The organism is Ectothiorhodospira sp. PHS-1 (assembly GCF_000225005.1).
Lineage (GTDB): Bacteria > Pseudomonadota > Gammaproteobacteria > Ectothiorhodospirales > Ectothiorhodospiraceae > Ectothiorhodospira.
Window position 1 is genome coordinate 22,404 of the sequence record NZ_AGBG01000013.1, and the last position, 13,851, is coordinate 36,254.

The following is a 13,851-nucleotide window of genomic DNA, read 5'->3' on the forward strand; positions in this document are numbered from 1 at the left end:
GGGCGCTCCCGGTCACCGCAGGGTGACCAGCTCCTCCGCGCTGGTGGGATGCAGGGCCACGGTATCGTCCAGATCCTGCTTGGTGGCGCCCATGCGCACCGCCACCGCAAATCCCTGCAGCATCTCGTCCGCGCCCGGCCCGATGATATGCACGCCCACCACCTTCTCTTGCGCCCCCACCGTCACCAGCTTCATGGCCGTGGGGACCTTGTGATCGGTCATGGCGTGGTACATGGAAGTGAAGCGGGTGGCATACACCTTCACCGCACTGCCGTGGGTGGCGCGGGCCTCGTCCTCCGTCAGGCCCACGGTGCCGATGGGAGGATGGCTGAACACCACCGAGGCGATGTTTTCATAGGACAGGTGTCGATCCGGGAGGCCGCCGAACAGACGGTCCGCCAGCCGCCGGCCGGCCGCGATGGCCACCGGTGTCAGGGCGGCACGACCGGTGACGTCACCGATGGCGTAGACCCCCGCCACGTTGGTGTTCTGAAAGGCATCGGTGGGAATGAAGCCCTGTTCATCCTGACTCACCCCGGCCACCGCCAGATCCAGCCCGGCGGTGGCCGGGGTCCGGCCGATGGCCCAGATCACCTGATCGAACACCCCTCGGCATTCCCCCTGGTCACAGCGCAGCTCCACGCTGTCCGGGTGGGCGATGAGCCGGGATACCCGGGTGCGGGGGAACAGGTTCACGCCCGCCGCCAGCATCTGCTCCATCAGCGTATCCCGCAGCATGGCATCGAAGGTACGCAACAGGGTCTCGCCACGCAGGTACATGGAGACTTCCGATCCCAGGGCCTGCAGCATCCCCGCCAGTTCGACGGCGATATAGCCCGCGCCCACCACGGCGACCCGCCGGGGCTGACTCTGGAGGGCAAAAAAGCCGTCCGAGGTGATACCCAGTTCCGCGCCGGGTAGATCCGGCACCGTGGGCCGCCCCCCCACCGCAATCACCACGTGATCCGCCGTCACCCGCCGCCCGTCCACTTCCAGGGTGCGCTCCGCCACGAACCGGGCGGCGCCCTGGATCAGGTCGACACCGGAATCCTCCAGATAGGTGCGATACCAGGCATTGATATCGGCAATGTAGGCATCTCTTTTGGTCACCAGCGCGGTCCAGTCGAACCCCTCCCGGGCCAGGCTGAAACCGTAACCGGGGGCATCCTCCAGCCGATGGGCGGTCTCGGCGGCATACCACATCACCTTCTTCGGCACGCAGCCCACGTTGACACAGGTACCACCTAGAGGACCTTTCTCCACCACGGCGCAGCGGGCACCGTGACGGGCCGCCCGTTCCACCACGGACAGACCACCGCTACCGGCACCAATGGCGATGAGGTCGTAATGATCTTGCATGGATGCTCTCCTGCTCCGTTTTGCTTTGCTACACTTTAGCCCCTGGCAGATACCGGACCAAGCCCGCTTTGAAACCCGTGACCCCAGACACCGCCCCGCTGAGTCTGCATGACAGGCTCGTCCAGTACGCCCTGCTGACCCGACTGCACCGGCCCATCGGCATCCTCCTGCTCCTCTGGCCGACCCTCTGGGCGCTGTGGATCGCGGCCGAGGGCATGCCCGACCTGCTGGTCCTGTTCGTGTTCGTGGCCGGCGTGGCCCTGATGCGGTCCGCCGGCTGCGCCATCAATGACTTCGCCGACCGGGACATCGATGGCCATGTCAGCCGGACCCGGGACCGCCCCCTGGCCAACCGGCGCATCAGCGCCCGGGAGGCGGTGGGCGTGACCGTGGCCCTCGCCCTGACGGCCTTTGCCCTGGTGCTGCTGATGAACCCCCTGACCATCGCCCTGTCCGTGGTGGCCCTGGTACTGGCGGTCAGCTACCCCTTCATGAAGCGATTCCATCATCTTCCCCAGGTGCACCTGGGCGCTGCCTTCGGCTGGGCCGTGCCCATGGCCTTTGCCGCCCAGACCGGGGAGTTCCCGCCGCCGCTGGCCTGGCTGCTGTTCGTGGCCACCATCCTATGGACCACGGCCTACGACACCATGTATGCCATGGTGGACCGACCGGATGACCTGAAGATCGGGGTCAAATCCAGCGCCATCCTGTTCGGTGAGGCCGACCGTCTGATCATCGGCATCCTGCAGGGCCTGACCCTGGTGGCCCTGGCACTGGTGGGCATGCAGGCCGGCCTGGGCGGGTTCTTCTACCTGGGACTCGGGATCGCGGCCCTGCTGGCCCTCTATCAGCAGTATCTGATCCATGACCGGAATCCCAAGGGCTGCTTCCAGGCCTTCTTGAACAACAACTGGTTCGGCCTGGCCGTCTTCGCGGGGATCATTGCCTCCTATCTCTTCAGCGCCGGCTGATCAGGCCGCCCGCGCCAGCACCCACACATCCACCCGGCCGACGCCGTGGGCCTTGAGGGCGGCGGCGATCTCCCGCAAGGTGGAACCGGTGGTCATCACATCGTCCACCAAGGCCACGTGCCCGGCCTCCAAACCCGGCGCCACCCGGAAGGCACCCCGCAGATTGCCATGCCGCGCGGTGGCCGCCAGACTCTGCTGGGGCGGCGTGGCCCGTATCCGCGTCACCGCCCCATGGGTGATGGGACACGCCAGTGTCCGTGCCAGGGGCCGGACCAGCTCCAGGGCCTGATTGAAGCCCCGCTCCCTCAGCCGGCATGGGTGCAGGGGGACCGGGATCACGCAGTCGGGCGGGGGCACCCGGGATGCCAGGGCATCGGCCATCAACCGCGCCAACAGACGCCCCTGGGGCAGGCGGGCGCGAAACTTGAAGTCAGCGATCAGGTCGTCCACCGGCGGGGCATAGAGCAGGGCGGACCAGGCGGCATCAAAGGGGGGAGGTCGGCGCAGACAGTGCCCGCAGAAGGGGGCAGGGTACTCCAGGGGAAGGCCACAGCGGGTGCAGGCATGATCGGACACCGGCAATTCCGCCCGACAGGCGGCACACAGGTCCAGCCCGGCATGGCCCGGGGCCGCGCACAGCAGGCAGGTGGACGGATAGGCGGTTTCCAGCAGGGCGCCGCGCAGCCCCCCGAGCCAGGATGCAATCATGGTCACGATCCCTGTCACCTTGTGGATTGATACGGTATATTGGCCTGATATCCTACCAGATCAGGGTATGCACGATACCCGCCGGACACAGCGCAAAAGCCCCTTCAGGCACGGACCCTTCCCATGCCCCATACCGCCGCCCCCCGCATCGTCTCAGCCCGCGCCTGCGCCGGATCGGCCAAGCTGTTCAATTACGGCAACATCATTGCCGTGACCGTCGCCGGCGTGCCCCTGTTCCTGGTCACCGGCGACGTGGGCATGGCCACCATCATCGCCGCCATCATGGGCATCGTCCCCCTGGTACTGTGGTTCGGCGGCTCCATGCTGGTCTACGCCCTCAACCGTCATCATCCGGAACCCCGGGTGGGACACTACACCCAGCAGGCGGCCTATCGCTATTACGCCCTGATGGGCTCACTCATCGTCATCGGCACCTTCTTCCCGCCGGAGATACTCTATTACCGGCTCTACTGGCTGGTGGCCGCCGCGATACTCATCCCCTGGTCGATCCGGGACATCATCCGGATCAACCGCGAACAATGGCACGACGTTGCAATCCCCGAGGAACCTGACCATGGCTGATACACGCCACGACTGGGAGGTGGACGAGATCCTCGCCCTCCTGGAACGCCCATTCAATGACCTCCTGTTCGAGGCCCACACCGTTCATCGTGCCCGCTTCAATCCCAACCAGATCCAGGTGAGCCGCCTGCTGTCCATCAAGACCGGCTCCTGTTCCGAGAACTGCGGCTACTGCTCCCAGAGTGCCCACCACGACACCGCGGTGGAAAAGGAGCAACTCATGCCCGTGGCCGAGGTACTGGCCGAGGCGCGCAAGGCCAAGGATGAAGGCGCCACGCGGTTCTGCATGGGCGCCGCCTGGCGCAATCTCAACGACCGCAACCTGGAACAGATCATCGAGATGGTCAAGGGCGTGCGGGCGCTGGAGCTGGAAACCTGCATGACCCTGGGCATGCTCACCGAGATGCAGGCCCGGCGCCTGAAGGAATCGGGCCTGGACTACTACAATCACAACCTGGACACCTCCCCGGAGTACTACGGCGAGGTGATCACCACCCGGACCTATCAGGACCGCCTGGACACCCTGGCCCATGTGCGCGAGGCCGGCATCAATGTCTGCTCCGGTGGCATTCTGGGCATGGGCGAATCCCGCCGTGACCGGGCCAGCCTGCTGCAGCAACTGGCCAACCTGCCCCGGCATCCGGAGTCGGTGCCCATCAACAACCTGGTACAGGTGGAAGGCACGCCGCTGCATGGTGTGGAACCCCTCGACCCCTTCGAGTTCGTGCGTACCGTGGCCGTGGCCCGGATCATCATGCCCCATTCCCATGTGCGCCTGTCCGCGGGCCGCAGCGAGATGAGCGACGAGATGCAGGCCCTGTGCTTCTTTGCCGGCGCCAACTCCATCTTCCACGGCGACACGCTGCTCACCACCCCCAATGCCTCTGAAAGCCACGACGAGGCCCTGTTCCGGCGCCTGGGGCTGACCTCTCGGGTGGTGGAGGAAAAGCACGCCCACAGCAGTGTCCACGCGGCCTGACGACCATGATCCGGGCCTTTGAAAATCATCGGCCCCGGATCGCCGCCGGTGCCTGGGTGGATGAGACGGCGGTGGTGATCGGGGATGTGACCCTGGGCGAGGACAGCTCCATCTGGCCCCTGTGCGTGCTGCGGGGGGATGTGAACCGTATCCGCATCGGGGCCTGCACCAACATCCAGGACGGCAGCGTGCTGCATGTGACCCATGACGGTCCCTATACCCCCGGCGGCCGGGACCTGGTGGTGGGTGACGCGGTGACGGTGGGGCACAAGGTGATCCTGCACGCCTGCACCCTCCATGACCGGGTCATGGTGGGCATGGGGAGCATCGTCATGGACGGCGCGGTGATCGAGTCGGACGTGCTGCTGGCGGCCGGCAGCGTGGTGCCCCCGGGAAAACTGCTGGAAAGCGGTCATCTGTGGCGGGGTAGCCCGGCCCGGCGGGTGCGACCGCTCACCGAGGAGGAAAAGGCCCACCTGCGCTATTCGGCGGAACATTACGTGCGGGTGAAGAACCGGCACGCCGGGGGCGGGTAGCCTCAGCGGCGCCCCTCATCCCCGGCCCTTCTCCCCCAGGGGAGAGAAGGGAGGGACGCGCTCAATGCAACCTCCCGGAAAGATCCGGAAGGCACGCGCGGTTACAGGGTCAGGGGGATCAGGGTCAGTTCCACGCGACGGTTCAGGGAACGGCCATGGGTGGTGCTGTTGTCCGCCACCGGGCGATGGGGACCGAAGCCGATGGTGTCGAGCCGGACCTGGGAAACGCCCTGGCCCGCCAGATAACGGGCCACGCTGTCGGCCCGACGCTGGGACAGATCCATGTTGTACTCCACGCTGCCGGTACTGTCCGTATGGCCGGCCACCTCGATGGCGGTCTGATCATACTTTTTGGCCACCAGGGCCACGGAGTTGAGCACCTCATAGAAATCCGGCTTCACTTCCGCACGATTGACGTCGAAGGTGATGTTGCCCGGCATGTTGAGGACCAGATTGTCCCCCACCCGGGTGACGCTCACCCCGCTCCCTTCCAGACGCTGACGCAGTTCCAGTTCCTGACGGTCCATGTAATTACCCACGGCGGCCCCGGCCAGGGCGCCGATTCCGGCGCCGACCATGGCGCGCTTGGTGCGATCGCGTCGGGTGGTGACGTTGCCGATCAGGGCGCCCGCGGCGGCGCCAATGGCGGCCCCCTTGGTGGCGGAACTGACCTTCTGTTCGCCGGTATAGGGATCCAGGGTGGTGCAGCCCGCCAGCGCCATGGCGGCGGCCAGGGTCAGGATCAGCAATGTTTTATGCATGTCGAGCCTCTTTTTTGAGTTACTGTCACTTTATCGCTTGCGCAGATGCGGGACATCCATCGGTCCATGAACCGGTTTTAGCAGCCGATGGATGAACGGTTCATGAATCCGGGCGCAGGGCCGTCATCACCGGCCCGGTATCGGGGCGGCAGTCACGCCACAGGGCGAAGGCCTCCGCCGCCTGTTCCACCAGCATGCCCAGGCCATCCCGGGTCCAGCCGGCCCCCTGGGACTGTCCCCAACGCACGAAGGCGGTGGGGGTGTCGCCATACATCATGTCGCAGCAACCGCCCCCGGGGATGAGCAGGCCGTCGGGCAGATCGGGCACCTGATCGTTCAGGCCCGCTGCCGTGCCGTTGATCACCAGATCGAAATGACGTCCCGCCAGCCCATCCAGGCCACCACCGGACACCGGACCCAGGTCGGCGAAATCCCGCGCCAGGGCCGCCGCCTTTTCCGCGGTGCGGTTGGCGATGTGCAGGCTCTCGGGATGCTCCGCCAGCAGCGGGGCCAGCACGCCGCGCACGGCGCCGCCGGCCCCCAGCAGCAGGATCCTGGCGCCCGCCAGGGTCGCGCCGGGGACGGCCCTCAGGGCATTCACCAGACCCACGCCGTCGGTGTTGTCGCCGTACAGTCCCTCCGGCTCCACCTTCAGCGTGTTGACGGCCCCGGCCCGGCGGGCACGCTCACTGAGCCGGTCCGCCAGGTCGAAGGCCTCGTGCTTGAACGGCACGGTGATGCTGAAGCCCCGGTAGCCCTGGGCCACCAGACGTCGCACGTTGCCGGCAAAATCGTCCGGCGGCGCCAGGATGGCCTCGTAGACGAGATCCTGGCCCGTCTGCCGGGCGAACAGGCTGTGGATCTGGGGCGACTTGCTGTGCCCGATGGGGTTGCCGATGACGGCATAATGATCCATGACAGGGGCTCTCTCCGGAACGATCAGTCCATCCACTCCACCGCCTGGCGGGCGTAGTAGGTGAGGATGCCGTCGGCGCCGGCCCGCTTCATGCAGACCAGGGCCTCCAGTACGCAGGCCTTCTCGTTGATCCAGCCGTTCTGACCCGCCGCCTTGAGCATGGCGTATTCACCGCTCACGTGATAGGCGAAGGTGGGCACGCCAAAGGTTTCCTTCACCCGGCGCACGATGTCCAAATAGGGCATGCCGGGCTTGATCATCACCATGTCGGCCCCTTCCTCAAGATCCATGGCCACTTCATGCAGGGCCTCGTCGGAGTTGTGGGGGTCCATCTGGTAGGTGTACTTGTTGCCGGCACCCAGGTTGGCGGCCGAGCCCACGGCATCACGGAAGGGACCGTAGAAGCTGGAGGCGTACTTGGCGGAATAGGCCAGGATGCGGGTATGAATGTGACCGCCTTCCTCCAGCACTTCGCGGATGGCGCCGATTCGGCCGTCCATCATGTCGGAAGGGGCCACCACGTCGGCGCCGGCCTCGGCATGGGACAGGGCCTGCTGGGTCAGCACGTCCACGGTTTCGTCATTGAGCACGTAGCCGGTTTCGTCGATGAGTCCATCCTGGCCGTGGGTGGTGAAGGGATCCAGGGCCACGTCGGTGATCACGCCCATTTCCGGCACGGCATCCTTGATGGCGCGCACGGCATTCTGGGCCAGGCCATTGGGATTGTAGGCCTCGGCCGCGTCCTCGCTCTTCTTCTCCATGGGGACCACGGGGAACAGGGCCATGGCGGGAATGCCCATCCGGGCACAGACACGGGCCTCCTCCACCAGCAGGTCGATGGACAGACGCTCCACCCCGGGCATGGAGGGTACCGCCTCCCGCTCACCCTTGCCTTCGAGCACGAAGACCGGATAGATGAAGTCATCCGGGGTCAGCCGGTTCTCGCGCATGAGGCGGCGGGAGAAGTCGTCGCGCCGCATGCGACGGGGACGAACCAGGGGATAGTAACCTTTGAACTGGGACATTGAGATCGCTCCACGCTGTGATCGGAGGCTGGATGAATTAACCGCACACAGGATAGCGGATTCATCCCCGCCGGGCACGGCCCCGCGGGCACCTGCCGGGCCCGTAGTGCGGGCAAGACAAAGTGGCTATGCTATGGGTCATGAAAAACACATCCCTTGATACCGTCGTCATCGATACCGGCGCCTCGCCCCGTTCCTGCGTCATCTGGCTGCATGGCCTGGGGGCCGACGGCCACGACTTCGAACCCATCGTGCCGGAGCTTGCCCTGCCGCCGGATGCGCCGGTGCGCTTCCTCTTCCCCCATGCCCCTGTGCGGCGGGTGACCATCAACAATCACATGCCCATGCGGGCCTGGTATGACTTTCTCAGCCTGGACCCGGGCCGGGGTGAGGATCATGCCCAGGTGGCCGAGGCGGTCTCCCTGATCCAGGCCATGGTGGAAACGGCCCGCCAGGACCATGACCGGGTGCTGCTGGGGGGCTTTTCCCAGGGTGGGGCGGTGGCCCTGCTGGCGGGGCTGTCGGAAGGCCCGGCGGTGGACGGCATCTTTGCCCTGTCCACCTACATGCCCGATGCGGATCAGGCCGGGGTGGGGCTGTCCCGGCGCGCCCGGGGGATGCCCGTGTTCATGGGCCATGGCAGCCTTGACCCGGTGATCCCGGTGGATTTCGGTCGCCATACCTCCAAACTGCTCGGTAGCCTCGGAGCCGTGGTGCAATGGCATGAATACCCCATGCCCCACAGTGTCTGCGCCGACGAGATCCGGGATCTGAGCGGCTGGTTCGGCACGCTGCTGGCATAAGCCGCCTCAGTCATCGTTCGCCTCGGGGGACCGGGGCACCGGCAGGGTGAAAATGAAACGGCTGCCCTGATCGGGCTCGGTCTCCACCCAGATCCGCCCCCCCAGTCGCTGCACGATGTTCTTGCAGATGGCCAGACCCAGGCCGGTGCCCTCCGGCTTGTCGGTGAGGGCATCGCCCACCTGACGGAACTTCTCGAACAGGGTGGGCAGGGCCTCCGCCGGGATCCCCGGGCCATTGTCCTCCACCTCCACCCGCACCCCCCCGTCCCGGGCCGGGCGCAGGCGCAGCACCACCCGTCCGGTTTGCGGTGGCGTGAATTTCACCGCATTGGAGAGCAGGTTGATGACCACCTGCATCAGCCGGTCCCGATCCGTGGGCAGCCAGACCGGCTGTTCCGGCAGTTCCAGGGCCAGGTCCACCCCCTTGTCCCGGAACAGCTGGCCCGTGGTGGTGGCGGCTTCGGTCAGGATCTCCACCAGATCCAGCCGGCGGATGTACCAGCGCATGGCTCCGGACTCCAGCTTGGCCAGGTCCAGCACCTGGTTGATCAGCCGGGTCAGACGCTCGCTTTCGCTGATGATGATGCCCAGAAACTCCTGGCGCTTTGCCGTCTCCAGATCCGGATGATCATGCAGGATCTCGGTGAAGGAGCGGATGGAGGTCAGCGGGGTACGCAGTTCGTGGGTGACGGTGGAGATGAAGTCATCCTTCATGCGGTCCAGCTGCTGCAACTGGGCATTGGCGGCCCGCAGTTCGGCGGTGGCCGCCTCCAGCTCCCGGGACTTGGCCTCCAGTTGCTGGCTGTAGGTGATCACCTGGCTGGCCTCGTCGAGGATTTCCATCACTTCCTCCAGGCTGACCACGTCCCCCTTGGCCACATTGGAAACCATGACCCGGGCCGAGGCGGTGCCGATGGAACCGGCCAACAGGCGCTCGCACATGAGGATCAGCTCGCCGTCCGCCTCGCGCATGCGGCGAAAATCCAGTCCACGGGCACGGGCATACTGATGAAAGGCCCGTACTGCCCGCTCCTCCCCGACGAACCGCTTGAGCAGGTCCAGCAGATCGCGCACGGTGGCGGTACCGCGCCAGAATCGGGAGCTGCCGTAGCGATCGGCGGAGAGCCGGAACACATCCACGAACAGGTTGGCCTGGATACGTTCCATGGTGCTCTGACGGGTGAGCAGGGAGACGGTCACATAAGCCCCCACGTTCACCAGCATGGACCAGATCAGGGAATGGGTGATCGGGTCCAGCCCCTCCAGCCCGAACAGGGCATAGGGCTTGAGCAGGGCGATCCCCATCAGCCCCTGTTCGACAAAACCCATGGACAGCCAGCCCGACTGGGCAAAGGCCGGCAGCAACAGGGTATAGAGCCAGACGGCAAATCCCGCCGCCAGACCTGCCAAAGCCCCCTTCTGGGTGGCACCCTTCCAGAAGATGCCGCCGATGAGGGCCGGTGCGAACTGGGCCACGGCGCAGAAGGACACCAGCCCCATCCCCACCAGGGCCACCATGTCTCCGGTGATCCTGACATAGCCGTAGCCCAGCAGGATGCCCACCAGGATGCCCCAGCGCCGCAGGTGCAGCAGCAGGCGGGTGAGGTCCTTGCGCTGCTGCAACCGCAGCCAGCGGATGCGCAGCAATACCGGCATCACCAGATCGTTGCAGAGCATGGTGGCCAGGGCCACGGTTTCGACGATGATCATGGCCGTGGCGGCGGACAGCCCGCCCAGAAAGACCATCAGCGCCAGCCACTGCAGGTCCTGGGACAGGGGCAGGGCCAGAACGAAACTGTCCGGGTGGATCTCCCCATGGCCGAACATCAGCACCCCGGCAAAGGCGATGGGCAACACGAACAGGTTGATCAGGAACAGATACAGAGGGAACAGCCAGGCGGCCTTGCTCACGTGACGCTCGTCCACGTTCTCCACCACCGCCACCTGGAACTGCCGCGGCAGGACCAGGATCACCACCATGGACAGGAGGATCAGGGCCACCCAATTACCGTAGTCCGCCAGTTCCCCGACCCGGAACAGCTCGGCCAGATCCGGGTGCCGGGCCGCCTGGTCGAACAGATCCGCCGGTCCCCCGAAGATCACGAAGGTGATCACAAGGCCGGCGGCCAGGAAGGCCACCAGCTTGACGATGGACTCGAACGCGATGGCCGCCACCATGCCCTGGTGATGTTCGGCGGTGTCGATGTGACGGGTACCGAAGAGGATGGCGAACAGGGCCAGGATCAGCGCCACATAGAAGGCGGTATCCATGTAGAACGGCACACTGTGCATCAGATCCTGGGCCGTCACCTCGGGGTACATGACCATCACGGTGAAGGTGTCGGAAACTGCCTTGAGTTGTAAAGCGATGTAGGGGATCAGCCCCACCAGGGCGATGACGGTGACCAGCCCCCCCAACAGGGGGCTCTTGCCGTAGCGGGAGGCCACGAAATCCGCGATGGACGTGATGCGATTGACCTTGGAAATACGCACCATCTTGCGCAGGACGATCCACCAGACCGCCGCCATGAGGGTGGGCCCCAGATAGATGGGCAGATAGTGGATGCCCCCCTGGGCCGCCAGGCCCACGCTGCCGTAGAAGGTCCATGAGGTGCAGTACACCGCGATGGACAGGGCGTAGACATAGGGGTTGTTGATGACGCTGCGGCCCTGGTCCGCCCGGCGGTCCCCCCAGTAGGCAATGCCGAACAGGATCAGCAGATAGCCCAGGGAGACGCCGATGACCAGGCCCATGCTCACCGGTGCTCATCCTCCCGTCCCGCGGCCGGGTCATCCGGCCCGTCCCCGTCGGGGTTGCGAACCACGATCAGCAACACCACCAGGATCACGGTCAGCCAGGCCAGGTAGAGATACAGGAACAGGACCGGGATCCCCAGCAAGGTGGTGGGTACATCGAACACCGCCAGCAAGGGGGGAAAGAACAAGGCCAGTCCCAGCAGGAAGGCCGCCACGTATCGCTCCCGGGCGCCGCTGGGCGGGGCCATCCGCAGGCCCCGGTCACCCTGGGTATCCTCCGGTGGGAGCGACGGCTTCATGGCGTCACGCCCCCACGGCCGACCCGTTCCCGCCCTGATGGGTCAGGGTATGTTCACGCTGACGCAACTGGGCCGCCATGTTGGAAGAGCGCATGACCTCGCCGAAGGTCTTGAATCCCTGTGCCTGCAGACGCTCGATCAGACGCACCAGCAGCTCCGCGGTGGCGACGGCATCCCCCAGGGCGGTATGACGCCCCGAGATCTGGATGCCGTAGCGCTCCAGCAGGGCATCCAGGGAGTGATCTTCCTCCTCGTCCTCCACCATCACCGACAGCAACAGGGTATCCAGTACCGGATTGGGGAAGCTGATGCCGCACCGGGCTTCCTTCATGCTGATGAACTTCATGTCGAAGGCCGCATTGTGGGCCACCATCACCGCATCGCCCACGAAGGCCTTGAACAGGGGCAGCACTTCGGTGACGGGCGGCTTGTCCCGTACCTGGTCATCGGTGATGCCGTGGAAGCGGATGGACGCGGCCGGAATGGAAAAGCCCGGGTTGATCAGGCGCTCGAAGGTCTCGCCGGTGAGCACCCGACCCTTGACCACGCGCACGCCGGCGATGGAAATGATCTCGTCGCCTCCCACCGGGTCCAGACCCGTCATCTCGCAGTCGAAGACCACGAAGGTCAGATCCTCCAGCAGGACATCGGCCAGCTCCGGGGTGCCTTCGTGCTCGCGCATGATGCCGAAATCGTAGAATTCGGGCCGTGGCGGCAAGCGCTCGCCCTCGGGCAGGAACTGGGGCCGCTTGGGTACGATCAGGGGCAGTCGCAACAGCGCCTCGCCGGGCAGCCCCGCCTGCTGGCTCCACAATTCGATGCCGTGACGGTCCAGCACGTCGCGCACGGTACGGTGGCCCAGTTCCTCACCACAGGAGATGTCCAACCACTGGTCCAGCTGCTTGGCCGGCACCACCTGTCCCTTCCAGGAAAGATCCAGATAGATGCGTCGATCCCCGAGCAGGGTTTCCACATGGAAGGTATCGGCACCGGAAAAGGCGTGCAATTCCCGCAGCAGGCACTCCATTACACGTACCAGGGAGAGACTGTCCCCCTGCACCCACAGGGGCTGGCCCACGGGCACCAGGCGCAGATTCGGCAGATCCTCCAGACGCCGGGCCACACAGCTGATCAGGTCGGAGCTGAAGATGTCGGACATGGGCCAGCGGCCCAGGGCATGGCCCCGGAAGATGGCGGCCAGCTCTTCCAGGCGCCGGCTGAGCTGCTCGCTTTCGGTGCGCATCACATGCTCGAATCGGCGCCGGACCTCGGTGGCCATCTCCGGATGGGCATCGACGGTCTCGGCCGCCGCCCGCAAATTGCCCACGGCACCACGCAGCTCCATGGTCAGGGCACGGCGGATGGCATCCACGTGGGTCAGGGTCTCCACGTCGGCGGAGATATCCACCAGGGTGATCAGATAGGCGCTGGTCTCCCCGCGCGGATCCAGGATCAGGGCCATGCGCCCCTGCAGGATGCGGGTGGACTCGGCATTGGTGCAGACAAAGGATTCGGACAGTTCCGCCTGGGACTCGCCCCGGGTGCAGCGGCGCCATTCCAGGCGATCCAGGGTATGCATCACCGGTGCCTTCGAGATGACATCGAACAGGGGCCGGCCCAGACCAACCCGCTCGGGTTCGTTGAGAATGGTGATGGCCGATTGGTTATAGAGCAGCATCTGGTGATTGCGGTTGCACACCAGCACCCCCTCCGTGAGACCCTGAAGGATGACCTCCAGCCAGGTCTTCTGCTCATTGATCTGCGCCGTGGCGGAGGCCATGGCACTGCGGATCTCCCGGCGGGAGGCGCGCAGGGCCACCGCCATGGCGCCGACACTGTCCGGCAAGCTCCCCATGGCATGACGGGCAGGCAGGCTGATCTCGGCATCGGCGGACCGGGATTCCAGCAGGGCGCGGACATCCCGACTCAACACTCGCGCCGGACGAAACACCAGACGCCGCAGGGCAAACCATGTCAGGTAGATGGGGGCCACAAAGATCAGTGCCGCCAGCAAAGGCAGCCCGAACCACTGGGTCGGCAACTCCCCCTGAGTCAGGACATCAAAATTGGCCACCACCACCATGCCCAGATAGGCAAAGAGGACCTGGGACCAGAGGAGCAGTGCAACCAGTGTGCGCTTGTCCACGGAGAGGCG

The 13,851-nt window shown here is 65.7% G+C and carries 13 protein-coding genes; 5 read left to right on the plus strand and 8 right to left on the minus strand.

All coding sequences use genetic code 11. The annotated features are described in order from the left end of the window. Window positions 1-12 precede the first annotated feature (12 nt). Entirely contained in the window at window positions 13-1,359 is a 1,347-nt protein-coding gene (gene gorA / locus ECTPHS_RS07275) for a glutathione-disulfide reductase (protein ID WP_008932068.1), read from the minus strand. A 68-nt stretch (window positions 1,360-1,427) separates the two neighbouring features. On the opposite strand from gorA, the gene ubiA reads away from it, so the two are divergent. Next, window positions 1,428-2,330, plus strand: coding sequence for a 4-hydroxybenzoate octaprenyltransferase (gene ubiA, locus ECTPHS_RS07280; protein WP_008932069.1), 903 nt, complete (start codon window positions 1,428-1,430; stop codon window positions 2,328-2,330). On the opposite strand, the gene ECTPHS_RS07285 is transcribed toward ubiA, so the two are convergent. Further along, the gene (locus ECTPHS_RS07285; protein WP_008932070.1) at window positions 2,331-3,038 is read right to left on the minus strand and encodes a ComF family protein; all 708 of its coding nucleotides are present in this window, start codon (window positions 3,036-3,038) and stop codon (window positions 2,331-2,333) included. A gap of 123 nt (window positions 3,039-3,161) precedes the next feature. Between ECTPHS_RS07285 and ECTPHS_RS07290 the strand changes: the two genes are divergently transcribed. From ECTPHS_RS07290 to ECTPHS_RS07300, 3 genes are read left to right on the plus strand one after another with little or no spacing between them, the layout of a single operon-like run. Further along, complete coding sequence (locus tag ECTPHS_RS07290; RefSeq protein WP_008932071.1) at window positions 3,162-3,620, plus strand: hypothetical protein; 459 nt, start codon at window positions 3,162-3,164, stop codon at window positions 3,618-3,620. Next, window positions 3,613-4,599, plus strand: coding sequence for a biotin synthase BioB (bioB, locus tag ECTPHS_RS07295; RefSeq protein ID WP_008932072.1), 987 nt, complete (start codon window positions 3,613-3,615; stop codon window positions 4,597-4,599). The genes ECTPHS_RS07290 and bioB overlap by 8 nt, the downstream gene beginning before the upstream one ends. Window positions 4,600-4,604: 5 nt before the next feature. Next, on the plus strand, window positions 4,605-5,135 hold the full coding sequence (locus tag ECTPHS_RS07300) for a gamma carbonic anhydrase family protein (protein WP_008932073.1): 531 nt from the start codon (window positions 4,605-4,607) through the stop codon (window positions 5,133-5,135). Between the two features lie 101 nt (window positions 5,136-5,236). Here the strand turns inward: ECTPHS_RS07300 and ECTPHS_RS07305 are convergent, their stop codons facing one another. From ECTPHS_RS07305 to hemB, 3 genes are all read right to left on the minus strand, one after another. Beyond that, window positions 5,237-5,896: an OmpA family protein gene (locus ECTPHS_RS07305; protein WP_008932074.1), complete on the minus strand. Its 660-nt coding sequence runs from the start codon at window positions 5,894-5,896 to the stop codon at window positions 5,237-5,239. Between the two features lie 100 nt (window positions 5,897-5,996). Further along, entirely contained in the window at window positions 5,997-6,812 is an 816-nt protein-coding gene (gene aroE, locus ECTPHS_RS07310) for a shikimate dehydrogenase (protein ID WP_008932075.1), read from the minus strand. A 23-nt stretch (window positions 6,813-6,835) separates the two neighbouring features. Beyond that, a complete protein-coding gene (hemB, locus tag ECTPHS_RS07315) occupies window positions 6,836-7,837 on the minus strand; it encodes a porphobilinogen synthase (protein ID WP_008932076.1) in 1,002 nt (333 codons plus the stop codon). A 140-nt stretch (window positions 7,838-7,977) separates the two neighbouring features. On the opposite strand from hemB, the gene ECTPHS_RS07320 reads away from it, so the two are divergent. Beyond that, entirely contained in the window at window positions 7,978-8,640 is a 663-nt protein-coding gene (locus tag ECTPHS_RS07320; protein ID WP_040405453.1) for an alpha/beta hydrolase, read from the plus strand. A gap of 6 nt (window positions 8,641-8,646) precedes the next feature. Here ECTPHS_RS07320 and ECTPHS_RS07325 read toward each other — a convergent pair whose 3' ends face one another. Genes ECTPHS_RS07325 through ECTPHS_RS07335 form a run of 3 tightly spaced genes read right to left on the minus strand, consistent with a single transcriptional unit; the run spans window position 8,647 to window position 13,842 of the window. After that, a complete protein-coding gene (locus ECTPHS_RS07325) occupies window positions 8,647-11,394 on the minus strand; it encodes an ATP-binding protein (protein ID WP_040405427.1) in 2,748 nt (915 codons plus the stop codon). A gap of 2 nt (window positions 11,395-11,396) precedes the next feature. Beyond that, window positions 11,397-11,696, minus strand: coding sequence for a hypothetical protein (locus ECTPHS_RS13975; protein ID WP_008932079.1), 300 nt, complete (start codon window positions 11,694-11,696; stop codon window positions 11,397-11,399). A 4-nt stretch (window positions 11,697-11,700) separates the two neighbouring features. After that, a complete protein-coding gene (locus ECTPHS_RS07335) occupies window positions 11,701-13,842 on the minus strand; it encodes an exonuclease domain-containing protein (protein WP_008932080.1) in 2,142 nt (713 codons plus the stop codon). Window positions 13,843-13,851 lie beyond the last annotated feature (9 nt).